The organism is Corallococcus sp. AB032C, assembly GCF_003668935.1.
GTDB classification, from domain to species: Bacteria; Myxococcota; Myxococcia; order Myxococcales; family Myxococcaceae; genus Corallococcus; species Corallococcus exiguus.
Genome location: NZ_RAWP01000154.1, coordinates 1 through 17256 on the forward strand (window position 1 = coordinate 1; position 17256 = coordinate 17256).

Below are 17256 nucleotides of genomic sequence, written 5' to 3' on the forward strand. Positions count from 1 at the left end.
TGAGCGTCTCGTGGGCTCGGAGATGTGTATAAGAGGCAGAAGCTGGAGTGCGCCCTCAGCGTCCACCCGAAGGCGAAGGCCGGCGAGTCCATTGAAGTCCTCTTCAAGCTCACCAACCGCTCGGAGTCGCCCGTCTGGGTGCTCAAGTGGCAGACGCCGCTGGAGGGCATCCTGGGCACGGTGTTCCAGGTCACTCGCGACGGCGAGGAGATGCCGTACCAGGGCCCCATGGTGAAGCGCGCGGCCCCGGGCGCGGACAGCTACGCGGCCATCGCCCCGGGCGCCACGGTGGAGAACACCGTGGAGGTGACGCAGGCCTGGGACTTCAAGAAGCCGGGCACGTACCGCATCAGCTTCCGCGACGCGCTGATGGACGTGGCCACGCGCCAGCAGGACGTCCCCCGCGCCGGCGGCGAGTACCAGTCCACTCCCGTGACGTGCGCCCCCGTGGACGTCACGGTCGCCGCGCGCTGAGGGGAGCCGTGAGGCGGTAGGAGGGGAACCCTTCCGGATTTCCCTGGAACGAGGAGGGCGGGCAGGCACGGTCCCCCTCCTCAGCCGGGCCCGGGCGCGATACACCTGGGCCCACCATGGCGGACACCCCCACGATGAACATCCCGACGGTCGACCTGCTGGACCTGGCGTCGGGTGAACCGGCGCGCCTGGAGCGCGCCGCGGCGGCCCTGCGCGAGGCCTTCGGCGTCTTCGGCCTCGTGTTCGTGAAGAACCACGGCGTGGACGCGCCGGCGCTGGAGCGCTTCTACGACGCGTTCTCCGCCTTCGTGGCCCGCCCGGACGCCCAGAAGCGCCCCCTGGGCCGCGCGGACCTCTGGTACCAGCGGGGCTGGACGCCTCCCAACACGGAGGTCGCCGTCGCCAGCAACGGGCAGCCGGACTTCAAGGAGTGCTACTTCGCGGCGCCCACGCCCACCGACCCGCAGTCCGCCATGGAGTTCCCGGAGCTGTACCCGGAGAACATCTGGCCGGACGACGCGCCGCCCTTCTTCCAGGACGGACTGCTCACCATGGGCACCGCGCTGCACGAGGCCGGCCTCAAGCTGCTGCGCGGCGCCGCCCTGGCGCTGAACCTGCCGCAGGACACCTTCACCGCCTCCTGCGAGAAGGCGCCCCACGTCACGCGCGCGCTCCAGTACCTGCCGCTGGGCCCGTCCCAGGTGAACACCGGCATCCTCTGGGGCGAGGAGCACACCGACTTCAACCTGCTGACGCTGCTGCCCGGAGGCCGCTTCCTCAATCCGGAAGGCCGCCCCGCGCCGAAGCCGGATGACCAGAGCGGCCTGTACCTGCGCACGCGCGCGACGCCGGACGCGCCCAATGGGGCGATGGTGCGCGGCACCGCGCCCGCGGGCTGCATCGTGGCGCAGGTGGGCCAGCAGCTGGAAATCCTCACGGGCGGCACGTTCCTCGCCACGCCGCACGTCATCACCGCGCCGGGCGTGCCGGGGTGGCAGCGCCAGTCCGCCGCGCACTTCATGCACGTGCACACCAGCCAGGTGCTCTTCCCGCTGCCCGGCTTCCGCACGCCGGAGGCGGTGGCCAACTACGCGCCGCCGGTGCTCGCGGGCACGTACGACATCAAGACGCTGGTGGACATCGGCCTCGCGCCGCCCGCCGCGCTCGACAAGCTGGGCTACCGCCACTACGACCGGCTGAACAAGATGCGCGCGACCACATAAGGCGCGCCGGGGCCGTGCGCCCCTTGCCGCTGGCGCAAGGGGGACGGGCTGCGTTACAGCGCAGCCAACTCCATGGCCGATACCCCCTCCGTCCTCGCCAGCTCCGTCTTCCGTCACCGCGACTTCCGGCTGTACCAGGTCGCCCGTCTGTGCGCGGTGCTCGCGGCGCAGATTGAATCGGTGGCCATCGGCTGGCAGGTGTACGAGCTCACCGGCAGCGCGCTCGCGCTGGGCTACACGGGCCTGGCCCAGTTCGTCCCCTTCCTCGCCTTCAGCCTGCTGGGCGGACAGGTGGCGGACCGCTACGACCGCCGCCGCATCCTGGCCATCTGCCAGGGCGTGATGCTGGTGTGCAGCCTGCTGCTGCTGCTCTTCACGCTGGGCCACGTCACGGACGTGCGGTTCGTCTACGGCGTGCTGGTGCTGTTCGGCACCGCGCGCGCCTTCTACGCGCCCGCGGGCTCCGCGCTCACGCCCTACCTGGTGCCGCCGGAGGAGCTGACGCGCGCGGTGGCGGTGAACTCCACCACGTGGCAGGTGGCCACCATCGCGGGCCCCGCCGTGGGCGGACTGCTCTACGGGTGGCTGGGCGGCAAGGGCGTGTACATCACGTCCGCGTCGCTGTGCGCGCTCACCATCGTGTGGATCCTCTCGCTCAAGGTGCGCACCGGCAGCGCGTCGCGCGAGCCCATCTCCCTGACGACGCTCGTCGCGGGCCTGCGCTTCGTGCGCCAGAAGCGGCTGCTCCTGGGCAGCCTCACCCTGGACCTCTTCGCGGTGCTGCTGGGCGGCGCGGTGGCGCTGTTGCCCATCTACGCGCGCGACGTGCTTCAGACCGGCCCGTGGGGCCTGGGCCTGTTGCGCAGCGCTCCGGCCGCGGGCGCGGCGGTGGTGGCGGTGCTGCTCGCGTTCCGTCCGCTGGGCGGCCACGCCGGGTGGAAGATGTTCGGCGCGGTGGCGGTGTTCGGCGCGGCCACGCTGGTGTTCGGCCTGAGCAGGTCCCTGCCCCTGTCGCTCGTGGCGCTCGCCATTGGCGGGGCGGCGGACATGGTGAGCGTGGTGGTGCGCCACACGCTGGAGCTGGTCTCCACGCCGGACGACATGCGCGGCCGCGTGGGCGCGGTGAACATGATGTGCATCGGCGCCTCCAACGAGCTGGGCGAGTTCCGCGCGGGCTCGCTCGCGGAGGCCCTGGGCGCCGTGCACGCGGTGGTGATTGGCGCCGTGGGCACGCTCGTCGTCGTGGGCCTCTGGGCCTGGCTCTTCCCGGAGCTGCGCAACGTGGACCGGCTGGAGTCCGCCGCCCACCGCCCGCCCCGCCCTGAACAGGACCCCACCGAGTCCGCGCCCTCCGTCTGAGGCCCTCGAGCGCCGAGTGAAAAACCATGGCGCGCGAAGGTTTGACGCCGGGTGAGGGAGCTGTTGCCTGGGCGGCCACCGGCTGACTGCACCTGTGGCCAGGAAGGATACAAGCGGGGCCTTTCAGCCCCCACCTTCCGAGGAGGGTCGCCGCTGGTATGGTCCGTGCTTGGACCCACGTCCCATGGCGTACTACTTCCACGTGCTGGCACTCTGCGTAGGGGCCGCTCTTTGCCTCGTCCTGGGCAGGGCGCTCTTCGAGCCTGACGAGCCCGCCCCTGTCCCCGTCACCACCCAGACGGACCCGAGCGCGCCCCGCGTGGTCCGCATGGACGCCGGCAACCACCCTCGCAAGTAGGGCCCCACGCCGGGGCGTCCCCGCGCGATGATGCGCGCTGACCGTGAGCGAGACCGGCTCCTTCCTTCTCTTCCTGCTGCTCTGGGCGGTGCTCCTCGTGGGGGTGCTGTCCATCGTCGTCTCCACGCTGCGCACCGGCGCGCCGCCCATGCCCAGCTCGCCCCGGGTGCGGCGGGCGCTGTTGGCCATGCTCCCGGCGGACACCCGGGGCACCGTGCTGGACCTGGGTTCGGGCTGGGGTGACGTGGCCTTCAACCTGGCGGACCACTGCCCCCAGGCGCGCATCGTCGCGTACGAGCTGTCCTGGTTGCCGTGGCTCTTCAGCCGGCTGCGCCAGCGGCTCTTCCCCCGTCCCAACCTCACGCTGCTTCACGGGGACTTCTTCGCCGCGTCCTTCCAGGACGCAACCTGCGTCGTCTGCTACCTGTCCCCGGGCATCATGACGCGCCTGGAGCCCCGCTTCGCGGCCGAGCTGCCGGAAGGCGCTCGCATCCTGAGCCACACCTTCGGGCTTCGCGGCTGGACGCCCGTGCGCAGCGTGCGGCTCCAGGACCTCTACCGCACGCCTGTCTACCTCTATGAAGTGCCGCCCCGCGCGGCAATCGCGGATAGGGGGCAGTCAACTGGAAGCTCTAGCTAACTCCACCTCTTGCACACCTAAATCAACTCCGAGTCTACACTCCTACGCAACAACATCTCCGCCAATACCACACAGCCGGCAGCCTCAAACTCCATTTATTCGCCCCATCAAATGCACCTATTCACAACTAACTAAAGTCACTTCCAGACCGCACAACCACATTACGCATCTCACGTCGAGCATCCATCCAAACAACAGAGCGCCCCAATGAGCACGCCCAAGATTTTCATCTCCTACAGCTGGACATCAACGGCTCATACTGAACGAGTCAAAGCCCTCGCCGACAGGTTAATTGGCGACGGCATACATGCAATTTTGGACCAATACGACCTAAAAGAAGGACAGGATCTCAATGCCTTCATGGAGCAAATGGTCAACGACCAAGCCGTAAGCAAGGTCTTGGCCATTTGCGACAAGACATATGCCGAAAAGGCGAACAGCCGCCGTGGCGGTGTCGGCACAGAATCGCAAATTATCTCAGCCGAAGTCTACAAACAGGTCGATCAGAACAAATTCATTGCCCTCTTCTTCGAAACCTCCGAAACCGGCGAACCGCATCTGCCAACATTCTTCAAGAGCAGATTCGGCATCGACATGTCAACCCCGGAAAAGGAACACGAACGCTACGAACAATTGGTTCGCGCCATATACAACAAGCCGATACACAAGCGCCCGACGCTTGGCAAAATCCCATCATTCTTACTTGAAGACGAGCAACAGCCCGTAAAAACAAAGCACCAACTAATCACCATCAAGGAAGCAATCCAGCATTCACGCCCCCACGCGAGATCAGCAATAAGAGACTATTTTACTCAATTCTCCAACATCCTAGAAGACTTCCGCATCCATTCTCTTCCTCGTGAAGCCCCAGACGAGGTCGTCCATAGCAGCATCTCCAGTTTCTTGCATTACCGCGACAACTTCATTGAAACCATCGACTATCTCTCAAAATACTCCAACATCGACGAAACGACTGATGACATACACGCCTTCTTTGAAGATTCGTCGCGCTACCTCCACCGCCCACCATCGTTGACCTCTTGGAACGACGAGCAATTCGACAATTACCGCATCATTCTATATGAACTATTCATTTACACATCAGCCACACTAATCAAGAACAAGAAATTCCACGCCCTTAACAAGATCCTCTCGCAAGACTATTACGTAAGTACGGATCGAGAGAAGGCAAGATTCTCCAGCTACGTACATTTTCACGGTTTTACCGAAACAATACAGCACATCCGCAGTAACAGCCGCCAGCGCGTGAGCGCCACTGCCGACCTGCTCAAGGACCAAGCGACCTCCACAATCACGTTCGACGAAATCATGCAGGCGGATTTCGTTCTATTCATCTACAGCATCACCCATATCGACACATGCAATATGTGGTTTCCATTCAGCCTCATATTCGTTGGATACGGGAGGACGTTCCCGCTTTTCGACAAGGCTGAATCCAGGCGTTACTTTTCAGACCTAAAAACAATCCTTGGGCATAACAACAAAGAAGAACTAATTGCAGCATACGAGAACGGCAACGGCCAGCACAATCTCAGAAACACAATTGGCTTTCGCAGCGCATTTACTTCAATAAATATTCGGGAGCTGGCTAATTTCGACAAGTTGGACTCCAGAGGTTGAGAGACAGGAGCAAAATCCAGGAAATAATCGTTCCGAACTTCCAACGGGCACAATGATGCGCTTGACGCCCCGCTTCGCGGCCTCGCCTCCAGAGGGCTGCGCGGCTGGACGCCCGTGCGCAGCGTGCGGCTCCAGGACCTCTACCGCACGCCTGTCTACCTCTACGAAGTGCCGCCCCGCGCGCCGCCCCGTGAGTAGAGTCCCCGCCCGTCCACCCCTTCTCGAAGAGACCCTCCCGCGATGAGTGACTTCCAGTTCCAGGACATGCTGCCGCTCGGCAAGGACGAGACGCCCTACCGCCTCCTCACGAAGGAGGGCGTCTCCACGTTCGAGGCCGGCGGACGCAGCTTCCTCCAGGTGGAGCCGGAGGCGCTCACGCTGCTCACCCGCGAGGCCATGCGGGACATCTCGCACCTGTTGCGCCCGGGCCACCTGCGGCAGCTGGCCAACATCCTCCAGGACCCGGAGGCGTCGTCCAACGACAAGTTCGTGGCGGTGGAGCTGCTCAAGAACGCGAACATCGCCGCGGGTGGCGTGCTGCCCTCCTGCCAGGACACCGGCACCGCCATCGTGATGGGCAAGAAGGGCCAGTACGTCCTCACGCGCGGCGGCGACGAGGCGGCCATCTCCAAGGGCGTGTTCGACACGTACCTCACGGCCAACCTGCGCTACTCGCAGATGGCGGCGCTGGACATGTACAAGGAGGTCAACACGGGCAACAACCTGCCCGCGCAGATCGAGCTCTACGCGACCGACGGCGACGCCTACAAGTTCCTCTTCATGGCCAAGGGCGGCGGCTCCGCGAACAAGAGCTACCTCTTCCAGGAGACGAAGGCCGTCCTCAACCCGCAGAGTCTGCTCGCGTTCCTGGAGCAGAAGATCCGCGCGCTGGGCACCGCCGCGTGCCCGCCGTACCACCTGGCCATCGTGGTGGGTGGCACGTCCGCGGAGTTCGCGCTGAAGACGGCGAAGTACGCCTCCGCGCGCTACCTGGACACGCTGCCCACGTCCGGCAATGCGCTGGGCCGGGGCTTCCGCGACGTGGAGCTGGAGCAGGAGGTGCTCAAGCTCACCCAGCGCACCGGCATTGGCGCGCAGTTCGGCGGCAAGTACTTCTGCCATGACGTGCGCGTCATCCGGCTGCCCCGCCACGGCGCGTCCTGCCCGGTGGCCATCGCCGTGTCGTGCTCCGCGGACCGCCAGGCGCTGGGGAAGATTACCCGCGACGGCGTCTTCCTGGAGGCGCTGGAGACGGACCCCGCGAAGTACCTGCCGGAGACCACGGACACGGACCTGGCCGGCGACGTGGTGCGGCTGGACCTGAACCGCCCCATGAGCGACCTGCGCGCGGAGCTGTCGCGCTACCCCATCAAGACGCGCCTGTCGCTGTCCGGCTCGCTGGTGGTGGCGCGCGACATCGCGCACGCCAAAATCAAGGAGCGCCTGGACCGGGGCGAGGGCATGCCCCAGTACCTCAAGGACCACATGGTCTATTACGCGGGCCCGGCGAAGACGCCGGAGGGCTACGCGTCCGGCTCCTTCGGCCCCACCACCGCGGGCCGCATGGACGCGTACGTGGATCAATTCCAGGCGGAGGGCGGCAGCTTCGTGATGCTCGCCAAGGGCAACCGCTCCCCGGCCGTCACGGAGGCCTGCAAGAAGCACGGCGGCTTCTACCTGGGCTCCATCGGCGGCCCGGCCGCGCGCCTGGCGCAGGACTGCATCAAGAAGGTGGAGGTGCTGGAGTACGCCGAGCTGGGCATGGAGGCCGTGTGGAAGATCGACGTGGTCGACTTCCCCGCCTTCATCGTCGTGGATGACAAGGGCAACGACTTCTTCGCGAACATCAACAAGCCGTCCGCGAAGAAGTAGGCCGCGAAAAGTCACCTTCCGGCGCGCGCTCTCAGTCGAACTCGAGCGCGCGCTGGAAGTCCGCCGGGTTGGAGGCCGCGCTCTGCGCCGTCTCCAGCGTGATGTCGCCCGCGCGGTACAGCTGCGTCAGGTGCTGATCGAAGGACTGCATGCCGAACATGTCGCGGCCCTTCTCGATGACGTCCTTCAGCTCCGAGGCGCGGTCGTCCCGGATGTACTGCTCCACCGTCTTCGTCTGCACCATGATCTCCAGCGCCACCGTGCGGCCTTTGCCGGTGGCCTTGGGCAGCAGGCGCTGGGAGACGGTCGCCTTGAGCGAGTCCGCCAGGCGCATGCGCACCATGGTCTGCTCCTCCGCGGGGAACACCGACACCAGGCGGTTGATGGTGCGCGACGCGTCCGTGGTGTGCACCGTGGACAGCACCAGGTGGCCCGTCTCCGAAGCCTTCAGCGCGATGTCGATGGTCTCCGTGTCGCGCATCTCGCCCACCAGGATGACGTCCGGGTCCTGACGCAGCGCCGCTCTCAGCGCGATGGAGAAGTTCGCCGTGTCCGGGCCAATCTCCCGCTGGGAGATGGAGGACTTCACGTTCTTGTAGATGAACTCGATGGGGTCCTCGATGGTGAGGATGTGCAGGCTCTCCGTGTGGTTGATGTGGTTGATCATCGACGCCAGCGTGGAGCTCTTGCCGGACCCCGTGGCCCCCGTCACCAGCACCAGCCCGCGCTCGTTGCCCGCGATGGTTTTCAGCACCTGCGGCAGGCCCAGCCCGTCGATGCTGGGAATCTCATCCGGGATGATGCGCAGGATGCAGGCCAGCGAGCCGCGCTGCCGGTAGATGTTCACCCGGAAACGCGCCACGCCCGGAAGGCTGTAGGACGAGTCGCATTCCTGCACACTGTCGATCTGCGCCTTCATCAGCGGATCGTTCATCACGTGCAGCGCGACCTGCTTCGTGTGATCAGCCTGGAGCTTTTCCATCTTCAACGGCCGCAACACGCCGTTCACCCGGTAGATGGGCGGATCCCCAGGGCGGAAGTGGATGTCCGAAGCCCCGTTCTGGACGCCAACGGTGAGCAGCTTGTTCAAGGTGTTCAGGTCCAGGTAATCCCTCTCACTTCACGAATGGAGCGGAGGATTCTAGGAGAAGGGCACCCAATCCCTCCATGGTTGCAATGTGGGAAGCATTCCCCAGCCTCACTGTACTAAGTTTTCCCGCAAATCAAGGAAGGCGAGTACCCCGGGGGATGAAGGAACTGTCCTCGACTGCTCACCAGTGGCCGTCTTCCTGCCCAGGTGGCCCGGATGCCCTGCCCGGAATCCATGGCGAACATCCGGGCATGAACGCACAAACCGAGCAGGCCCCCCACTTCGAAGAGCTGTCGTCCGCTGACTACGCCGCCCTGGAGGTGTGGGATCCCACCCAGGTGGTGATTACGCCGCGCATGGCGGCCCGGCTGTGGCTGCAGACCAGCCTGCGGCTGACCCGCGCCCAGAAGGAGCTGCACGACGCCATCTTCGGCAACGACGCGAGTGAAGCGGCGAAGGACCGCTATGCCGAGGCCCGCGCGGAGCTGGACTCGGCGGAGGCGTGGGCCCTGCACGTGGCCCGCAACATCCCTCGCCACCGGTAGTCGGAAGTACCACTTCCACCCCCCCGGACGTGGCACACGGGTGGCGGCGGGGCGGCGGCGGGACGGGCATCGCGCCCGGCCCTCCACCTCCCGTCGTCACCCGTTGTCGTTGGAGGTGGACGGCCCGCAGGGCGGGTCGTCCTTGCGCGGCGGATTCGCGGGCTCGTTGCCCAGCAGCTGGCACAGCCCCGTCTGCAGCTTCTCCAGGAGGCATGACAGCACCTCCACCTCCGGCGGCGCCAGGAACTCGCGCGCCTGGGCATCCACCCACCGCGCGGCGAGCTCCAGGGCCTGGATCTCCCGGCGCCCCGCGTCGGTGATCTCCAGGCGCACGCAGCGGCGGTTCTCCCCCGCGCGGCGCTCCACCAGCCCATCCTCCTCCAACCGGTCCACCAGCCGGCTCACGGCGGGCGCGTCGATGAGCAGCCGCTCCGCGATCTGCGCCTGGCTGTGGATGCCGTGGATTCCGATGTTCTTGAGCACGAGCAGCTGCATCAGCGGCCGATCCGTTTGTTCACCCACTTTCTGGGTGAGCAGTCGGACCACTGCGCGTCGCGTCGATGCCACTTGCTCAGCGATGGTCATGGGCGTAAGAGATGATTGCATTCAACAACGGTTGTCAATTACATCTTGACCGCGCGCAGGGAACCCGGGGTGGGTACCACCACTCGCTCCTGCCGGAAAGACCCGCCGCTCCAGAGTATGGCCACCTCCAGCGCCCTCCTCGTCCTCCTCCTCGCCGCAGCGCAGCAGGCGCCGTCCGCGACCCCGGCCTCCCAGCAGCCCACGCCTGAAGCCAGCGCGGCCGCGCCTGGCCCCGTCCCCTTCCAGCCGAAGGTGGACGACCCCATGCTCACGCCCGTCCCGCCCGCACAGGAGCAGGTGAAGACGTGGAACGACGCCCTCACCCGGGTGCGCCAGCGCTCCACGGACCTGCGCAACGCGGAAGCCGGCGTGTCACGCGCGCAGGGCCGGTGGCGCCAGTCGCTGGGCCTGCTCCTGCCCAACGCGCGGGCCGCCGCGGGCGTGGGCGTGGACGCGCTCCACCCGGACGTGCCCTCCGCCGCGGGCGGCGGCTTCGTGGGCGGCTCCAACACCGGCACCGGGGTCAGCTCTCCCAGTGCGCCCCTGGGCACGGTGTCCGCGACCCTCACCCAGTCCATCATTGATGTGAGTGCATGGCGGGGCCTGTCGTCCGCGAAGGCCTCCGAGTCCGCGTCCGTGGCCAGCCTCCAGGACGTGCAGCGCCGCCTCACCCAGGGGTTGGCGCAGGTGCTGGTGGCCACGGTGGCCGCCGAGCGCGCCGCGGAGATCAACCGCGTGGGCCTGCGTCAGGCGCTGGAGCGCCAGGTCATCACCCAGCGCTCGTTCGAGCTGGGCGCCGGCACGCAGCTGGACGTGGTGCGGGTGAGCCAGGACGTGGCGGTGGCCCGGCAGGCGCTGGTGGCCGGAGACGAGCAGCTGCGCCGGACGCGTGAGTCGCTGGGCCTGTCCCTGGGCGAGGACCACGGCGTGGGCGTCAACCCGGAGTTCAACCTGGGCGGGCTGGTGGAGCAGACGCGCCAGGACTGCGCCCCCCTCCAGGACCTGGCCAACCGCCCGGACCTGGTGGCCCAGCGGGCCAACGTGGACGCGGCCCGGGAGAGCCGGCGCCAGGCTTCCGCCGGTTACCTGCCCACCCTGGGACTGAGCAGCACGCTGGTGGGTTTCACCACCGACCCCGGCTTTGGCCGGTTCGCCACCTGGAACGTGTCCGCGGTGCTGTCCATGCCCCTGTGGGAGGGCGGTCAGCGCGAAGGCCTCGTGCGCGAGCGCGCGGGCATTGAAGAACAGGCCGCCCAGTCGCTGGAGGCCAACCGCCGCAACGTGGGTGTGGAGGTTTCTCGCGCGCGGCGTGGAGTGGAAGTGGCCGAGGCGCTGTTGAAGACCGCTGCCGAGTCCGTGGAGCTGGCGGACCGGACGGACCGGCTCACGCGCCGGGCCTTCGAGGTGGGACGAGGTAGCAGCTTGGAGCTGGTGCAGAGCGGAGCCGCCCTCCGCCAGGCCCAGCTCGCTTTGGTTTTGAGGGAATTCGAGCTCGTCCAGGCCCGCCTGGACGCGTTCCTGACGGAGGCCCGGTGCGACTGGTGACGAGGGTACGCCCCCTGAAGGCGCTGATGACGAAGACGGTGTTGGGCGCGGCGCTGGTGGCTGGCGCGGCCGGGTGCTCGGGCAAGCCGGAGGCGAAGGCCGCTCCGCCGCCGCGCGAGGTGCAGGTGGTGGCGCTGGCGCCGCACGAGGTGCGGGACACCGGCGAGTACCTGGGTTCGCTCCTGTCGCGGCAGAGCGTGACGGTGCTGCCGCAGGTGAACGGCTACATCCGGAAGATTCTGGTGAAGCCCGGCCAGAAGGTGGAGGCCGGCGCGCCGCTGATTGAAGTGGACGCACGCCAGGAGACCGCGGCGCTGGACAGCGCGCAGGCGCAGCAGAGCTCCTCCGCGGTGGAGCTGGAGCTGGCGAAGCGCACTCTGGCGCGTACGGAGTCCCTCAACCGCGAGGGCCTGGCCAGCGTGCAGGAGCTGGAGCGCGCCCAGGCGGCGGTGAAGGCGTCGGAGGCCGCGACGCGCGCGGCGGGCGCGAACGTGGCCCAGCGTCAGGTGCAGCTGCAGTTCCACGTGGTGCGCGCGCCGTTCGCGGGCACCATGGGCGACGTGCTGGTGCGCGTGGGTGACTTCGTGAGCGCCACCACGACGCTCACGACGGTGGCCCAGGCGGACGCGCTGGAGGTCAGCGTGTCGGTGCCGTCGTTCCGCGCGCGGTCGCTCAAGCCGGACACGCAGCTGGAGCTGTTGGATCAGCAGGGCAGGGTCATCCTCTCCAGCACCGTCTTCTACGTGGCGCCGCAGACGGACCCTCGCACGCAGCTGGTGGAGGTGAAGGCCGCCTTCCGCAACACGGTGGGCCTGCGCCCCAGTGAGCTGCTGCGGGCGCGGCTGGTGTACTCCACGCGGGACGCGCTCCAGATTCCGGCGCTCGCGGTGGTGCGCCAGAGCGGCCAGCCCTTCGCCATGGTGGTGGAGAAGAAGGACGGCAAGACGCTGGTGGAGCGCCGCCCGGTGACGCTCGGGCAGCTGGGCGACATGTCCTACGTGGTGGAGGGAGGCCTGAAGCAGGGCGACCTCGTCGCGGTGTCGTCGCTGCACATGCTGCGTGACGGCATGCCCGTCATCCCCAAGCAGATCTCCGTGAACAACGACGCATCCCCCCAGCCGACGGGCACCGTGCGGGCCGACGAGGTCCCCACCAACGCCCAGTTGCCCCGCTCCGCGTCCGGTGGCGGCGGCACCACCGGCGGCAGCCGCTAGCAGGCGAAATCAAGAGAGGCGCCACACCGTGTTCGTCGACTTCTTCATCCGCAGGCCTGTCTTCGCCATCGTCTGCTCCATCATCCTGACGCTGGTGGGCGTCATCGCCATCCCGACGCTGCCCATCGCGCAGTACCCGGACCTGGCGCCGCCGCAAGTCACCGTCACCAGCACCTACGTCGGCGCCAGCGCCGAGGTGGTGGAGTCCGCCGTCACCATCCCGTTGGAGCAGGAGCTCAACGGCGTGGAGGACATGCGCTACATCACCTCCACCAGCAGCAACGACGGCACCAGCACCATCACCGTCACCTTCGCCCCCACGCGCAACATCGAGGTGGCGGCGGTGGACGTGCAGAACCGCGTGAGCCGCGCCGCGGCCCGCCTGCCCGCGCAGGTGAACCAGACGGGCATCGTGGTGAACAAGGCCTCCAGCCAGATGCTGCTGACGGTGGGCCTGTCCTCCCCGGACAACCGCTACGACGCGAAGTTCCTCTCCAACTACGCGGACGTGAACCTCAAGGACGCCATCAAACGCGTCCGCGGCGTGGGCGAGGTGCGCATCTTCGGTGAGCGCAAGTTCTCCATGCGCCTGTGGTTGGATCCGTCCGAGCTGGCGCGCCGGAACATGACGCCGCAGGACGTGGTGCGCGCGCTCCAGGAGCAGAACCTCCAGGTGGCCGCGGGCCAGGTGGGCCAGCCGCCGTCCAGCGACGAGCAGCCGTACCAGATTGCCGTGCGCGCCCGGGGCCGCCTGGTGGAGCCGGAGGAGTTCGGCGACATCGTGCTCATGCGCAACAACGACGGCCGCGCCGTCACGGTGAAGGACGTGGGCCGCGTGGAGCTGGGCGCGGAGAACTACAGCACCCTCCTGCGCTTCAACGGCCGCACCGGCGTGGGCCTGGCCATCTTCCAGCTGCCCACCGCCAACGCGCTGGACGTGCGCGACGGCGTCATCAAGGAGCTGGACCGCCTGTCGCAGTCCTTCCCTCCGGGCCTGGAGTACCGCGTGGGCACGGACACCACGCTCGCGGTGCGCGCCTCCGTCAACGAGGTCATCCACACGCTGGTTGAAGCCATCGCGCTCGTCATCCTGGTCATCTTCCTGTTCCTGCACGGGTGGCGCAGCGTGCTCATCACAGCGCTGACCCTGCCGGTGTCGCTGGTCGGCACGTTCGCGTTCGTCTACCTGATGGGCTTCTCCATCAACACGCTGACCCTCTTCGGCCTCACATTGGCCACGGGTCTCGTGGTGGACGACGCCATCGTGGTCATCGAGAACATCGAGCGCCTGATGGCGGAGCGCGGGCTCAGCCCGTTCCAGGCGGCGCGCGAAGGCATGAAGGAGGTGGCCGGCGCGGTGGTGGCCATCTCCGTGGTGCTGGTGGCGGTGTTCATCCCGGTGGCCCTCTTCCCGGGCACCACGGGCTCCATCTACCGGCAGTTCGCGCTCACCATCGCCGCGTCGGTGGCCCTGTCCACCTTCTGCGCGCTGACGCTCACGCCCGCCCTGTCCGCGCGGCTGCTCAAGCACCACCACGGCCCCAAGTGGGTGTTCTTCCGCAAGGTGGACCAGGTGCTGGACTGGACGCGCGACATCTACGGCAAGGGGCTGCGCAAGCTGCTGGTGCACCCGGTCATCGTGCTGGTGGCGTTCCTCGCCTGCATCGGCCTCACGGTGATGCTGTTCCGCTCCGCGCCCACGGGCTTCATCCCGGATGAGGACCAGGGCTACGTCATCATCTCCGTCCAGGGGCCGGAGGGCATGGCCCTCAGCCAGACGGAGAAGGTGCTCCAGGAGGTGGAGGCGGTGCTCAAGGCCCAGCCGGAGGTGAGCGTGATGTTCGCCATCGGTGGCTTCTCCCCCAGCGGCAACGGCTCCAACTACGCCACCGTCTTCACGGCCCTGAAGCCGTGGGAGGAGCGCATGGGCAAGGACCAGTCCGTGGCCGCGCTGGTGGAGCGGCTGCGCGGGCCGCTGGGCAAGATTGGCAGCGCGCGCGTCATCCCCTTCCAGCCCCCCGCCATCCGCGGCGTGGGCAGCGTGGGCGGCTTCCAGTTCATCGTGGAGGACGTCGCCGGCAACCACTCGCTGGAGGACCTGGCCAACGCAACGCAGGAGATGGTGCAGAAGGGCAACGAGGAGGGCCGCCTGCGCGGCGTCTTCACCCCCTTCAACGCCAACACGCCCATCCTGGACGTGGAGGTGGACCGCCAGAAGGCCAAGGCGCTGGGCGTGCCGATTGAACAGATCTTCGGCGTGATGCAGCTCTACATGGGCAGCCAGTACGTCAACGACTTCAACTACGCCAGCCGCACCTACCGCGTGTACGTCCAGGCCGAGCAGCAGTTCCGCGACAGCCCCCAGGACATCGGCTCCTTCTACGCACGCACGGACGCAGGCGACATGATTCCGCTGGAGTCGCTGGTGAAGGTGACGCCCATCGTCTCCGCGCAGGTCATCAAGCACTACAACCTGTTCCGCTCCGTGGAGATCAACGGCCAGGGCGCGCCCGGCGTGTCGTCCGGCCAGGCGCTGGAGGCCATGGAGCAGGTGGCCCAGGCGGCGCTGCCCCAGGGCATGTCCTCCGAGTGGACGGGCATCAGCCTGGAGCAGAAGGAGTCCGGCGGGCAGACGATGATCATCTTCGGCCTGGGCATCCTCTTCGTGTTCCTGGTGCTGGCGGCGCAGTACGAGTCCTTCAGCCTCCCGTTCGTCATCATCCTGTCCGTGCCGCTGGCCATCATGGGCGCGCTGGGATTGCAGGTGGCGCGCGGCTACGCCAACGACGTGTTCTGCCAGGTGGGTCTGGTGATGCTCGTGGGCCTCGCGTCCAAGAACGCCATCCTCATCGTGGAGTTCGCGGAGCAGCTGCGTGAGCAGGGCAAGAGCGCGCTGGAGGCGGTGGTGACGGCCGCGGAAGTCCGCCTGCGCCCCATCCTCATGACGTCCATCGCGTTCCTCCTGGGCGTGGTGCCGCTGATGACGGCGTCCGGCGCGGGCGCGGCGGCGCGCAACTCGCTGGGCACCGCGGTGTTCGGCGGCATGCTGGTGTCCACCATCGTCAACCTCATCTTCATCCCCGGCCTCTACATCCTCATGCAGAAGGTGCGTGGGGACGCGAAGCGGTCCAGCGGTGAGGAGGAGACGCCCACGTCGCACGAGCCCGCCCCGGCCCACGCGCCGTGAGCTGACCCGGCAGTGCAGCGCTGAAAAACAGACCGCCCTCCCCTTCCGGTACGCGAAGAGGAGGGCGGTGGTGTTTTCGGGGGACTGCTCGTCGCGCATCAGATTTCGTGGGCGGTCTGCTCGTACACGATGACGTGGCGGGACTCGGGCAGCAGGATGATGTTGAGCGTGCGCCAGTTGTCGCCGTTGGGGCCGGTGCTGAACTCGCGGAAGTAGCTCTTCACCTGCGCGTTCGCGGCGCTCTCGCCGTAGGTGTCGAGGATGGCCTGGTGCAGCGGCTGGAACTGCAGGTACATCCGCGGCAGGAACGCCGCGTAGGTGTACGTGCCCGGGTTCGGGTCGTTGCGGTAGCCCTTGTACTCGCTGCGCGCGAGCACCGCCGCCGCCGCCGCGTTCAGCGAGGCGTGCGTCGAGTACGGCCACGCGAAGTCATACCGGTCCAGGAAGGAGTACATGTCCTCGCGGTACGCGTTGGCCCCGCCGAGCACCGCGTTGAGGGTCCCGTCGAGCGGGAACGCCGCCAGCGTCACCGGGGCATTGGCCGGCGCCGGAGAGGGGCTCGCCACGCACGCGCCGCCCACGCAGGAGGCCTGGAGGCGGTACTGCTTGGCCAGGCCGTTGCTCCAGCCCACCACCACCAGGTACTCGCCCGCCTGGTTGAAGGTCGCGAGCGGAATCTTGCTCAGCTCGCCGTAGCCGGAGTCGTCGTCCCCGTAGAGCGGCATGAAGCCGTAGCCGTACTGCGTCTTGGGGCCGTACACGTACAGGCCGGTGTCCACGCCCATGCCGGTGCCCAGGTGGGTGACCTCCAGCGCCACCTGCGTGTTCGCCGCGACGTTGAGCTTGAAGCCCTCATAGTTCGCGGACGTGCCGGTGTTCGACGACACCGCGCCGCCCACGGGCAGGGTGCCCGCGATGTACAGGTAGCTGTCGAACGGAGCGGGAGGGGCCGGCACCAGCTGCTGCGTCGCCGTCGTCACCGTGTCGCCGCCCTCGGGGGCCGGGGTCTGCTCCGGCTGGCCACCACAGGCACCCATCAGGCCCACCGCGGACATGCCCAGCACCGCGCTTCGCACTGCCGTTCCACGCTTCATCGCGTCCACCTTCTCAAGGAGGGCGGGGGGGACCCGCCCTGGGAGTGAAACGCCTCCCTGTGACAGCTCGAAGAGTGGAACTCAAGTAACAGATGAAACACAGGCGCCCCTGGCGAAACGTGCGGCAGGGGCGCCTGCCTTGGCGTCTTGGCGCCCCCCCTTCGAGCCCGTGGTCGACGCGTTGGCCGCAAGCGACTTGCACCTGCACGTCAACCGGATGCCGAGGGACGCTCCGCGTGCGCACGAGCTCGTCCTCTTCGATATCCTCGAGAGGTTCCAGGCGTCGTTCCGGGCGCGGGGGATGCGCCTGGAGCCAGTAGCGAGGACGGACAAGGAGCGCTTGGGATGATGAATGGCCCCTGGAGTTGGCTGCGACTGGCGGGACTGCTGCTCGCGGTGGGCTGCGCCTCCCTGCCCGCCCCCATCCCC

At 67.5% G+C, this 17256-nt stretch carries 14 protein-coding genes; 11 read left to right on the forward strand and 3 right to left on the reverse strand.

Features of this window, described 5'->3' with window-relative positions; genetic code table 11:
- The first annotated feature begins 24 nt into the window (after positions 1–24).
- The 7 genes from D7X99_RS38485 (at position 25) to D7X99_RS38515 (ending at position 7567) form a co-directional block, all read left to right on the forward strand.
- Positions 25–474, forward strand: coding sequence for a protease (locus D7X99_RS38485; protein ID WP_121782101.1), 450 nt, complete (start codon positions 25–27; stop codon positions 472–474).
- 116 nt (positions 475–590) lie between these two features.
- The gene (locus D7X99_RS38490; RefSeq protein WP_121782102.1) at positions 591–1697 is read left to right on the forward strand and encodes an isopenicillin N synthase family oxygenase; all 1107 of its coding nucleotides are present in this window, start codon (positions 591–593) and stop codon (positions 1695–1697) included.
- 72 nt (positions 1698–1769) lie between these two features.
- Positions 1770–3056 (forward strand): MFS transporter, encoded by a 1287-nt coding sequence (locus tag D7X99_RS38495; RefSeq protein WP_121782103.1) that lies wholly within the window; start codon positions 1770–1772, stop codon positions 3054–3056.
- 184 nt (positions 3057–3240) lie between these two features.
- Positions 3241–3414: a hypothetical protein gene (locus D7X99_RS43010; protein ID WP_158627142.1), complete on the forward strand. Its 174-nt coding sequence runs from the start codon at positions 3241–3243 to the stop codon at positions 3412–3414.
- 43 nt (positions 3415–3457) lie between these two features.
- Positions 3458–4054: a class I SAM-dependent methyltransferase gene (locus tag D7X99_RS38500; protein ID WP_121782104.1), complete on the forward strand. Its 597-nt coding sequence runs from the start codon at positions 3458–3460 to the stop codon at positions 4052–4054.
- Positions 4055–4261: 207 nt separating this feature from the next.
- Positions 4262–5695: an SEFIR domain-containing protein gene (locus tag D7X99_RS38505; protein ID WP_121782105.1), complete on the forward strand. Its 1434-nt coding sequence runs from the start codon at positions 4262–4264 to the stop codon at positions 5693–5695.
- A gap of 240 nt (positions 5696–5935) precedes the next feature.
- A complete protein-coding gene (locus D7X99_RS38515) occupies positions 5936–7567 on the forward strand; it encodes a fumarate hydratase (protein WP_121782106.1) in 1632 nt (543 codons plus the stop codon).
- A 31-nt stretch (positions 7568–7598) separates the two neighbouring features.
- On the opposite strand, the gene D7X99_RS38520 is transcribed toward D7X99_RS38515, so the two are convergent.
- Positions 7599–8657 (reverse strand): type IV pilus twitching motility protein PilT, encoded by a 1059-nt coding sequence (locus tag D7X99_RS38520; protein ID WP_233614047.1) that lies wholly within the window; start codon positions 8655–8657, stop codon positions 7599–7601.
- 251 nt (positions 8658–8908) lie between these two features.
- Here D7X99_RS38520 and D7X99_RS38525 point away from each other — a divergent pair, with 251 nt between their 5' ends.
- Entirely contained in the window at positions 8909–9202 is a 294-nt protein-coding gene (locus D7X99_RS38525; protein ID WP_121782108.1) for a FruA-associating protein, FapA, read from the forward strand.
- Between the two features lie 96 nt (positions 9203–9298).
- Here the strand turns inward: D7X99_RS38525 and D7X99_RS38530 are convergent, their stop codons facing one another.
- Positions 9299–9697 (reverse strand): MarR family winged helix-turn-helix transcriptional regulator, encoded by a 399-nt coding sequence (locus D7X99_RS38530; RefSeq protein WP_233614050.1) that lies wholly within the window; start codon positions 9695–9697, stop codon positions 9299–9301.
- 207 nt (positions 9698–9904) lie between these two features.
- Here D7X99_RS38530 and D7X99_RS38535 point away from each other — a divergent pair, with 207 nt between their 5' ends.
- From D7X99_RS38535 to D7X99_RS38545, 3 genes are read left to right on the forward strand one after another with little or no spacing between them, the layout of a single operon-like run.
- The gene (locus D7X99_RS38535; protein WP_121782110.1) at positions 9905–11332 is read left to right on the forward strand and encodes a TolC family protein; all 1428 of its coding nucleotides are present in this window, start codon (positions 9905–9907) and stop codon (positions 11330–11332) included.
- A 26-nt stretch (positions 11333–11358) separates the two neighbouring features.
- Positions 11359–12546 carry an efflux RND transporter periplasmic adaptor subunit gene (locus D7X99_RS38540; RefSeq protein WP_121782111.1) on the forward strand — a complete coding sequence of 396 codons (1188 nt, stop codon included), beginning with the start codon at positions 11359–11361 and terminating at the stop codon, positions 12544–12546.
- Positions 12547–12574: 28 nt separating this feature from the next.
- Positions 12575–15733: an efflux RND transporter permease subunit gene (locus D7X99_RS38545; RefSeq protein ID WP_121782112.1), complete on the forward strand. Its 3159-nt coding sequence runs from the start codon at positions 12575–12577 to the stop codon at positions 15731–15733.
- Positions 15734–15831: 98 nt separating this feature from the next.
- Here D7X99_RS38545 and D7X99_RS38550 read toward each other — a convergent pair whose 3' ends face one another.
- Positions 15832–16827: a hypothetical protein gene (locus tag D7X99_RS38550; protein WP_121782113.1), complete on the reverse strand. Its 996-nt coding sequence runs from the start codon at positions 16825–16827 to the stop codon at positions 15832–15834.
- Positions 16828–17256: the final 429 nt, after the last annotated feature.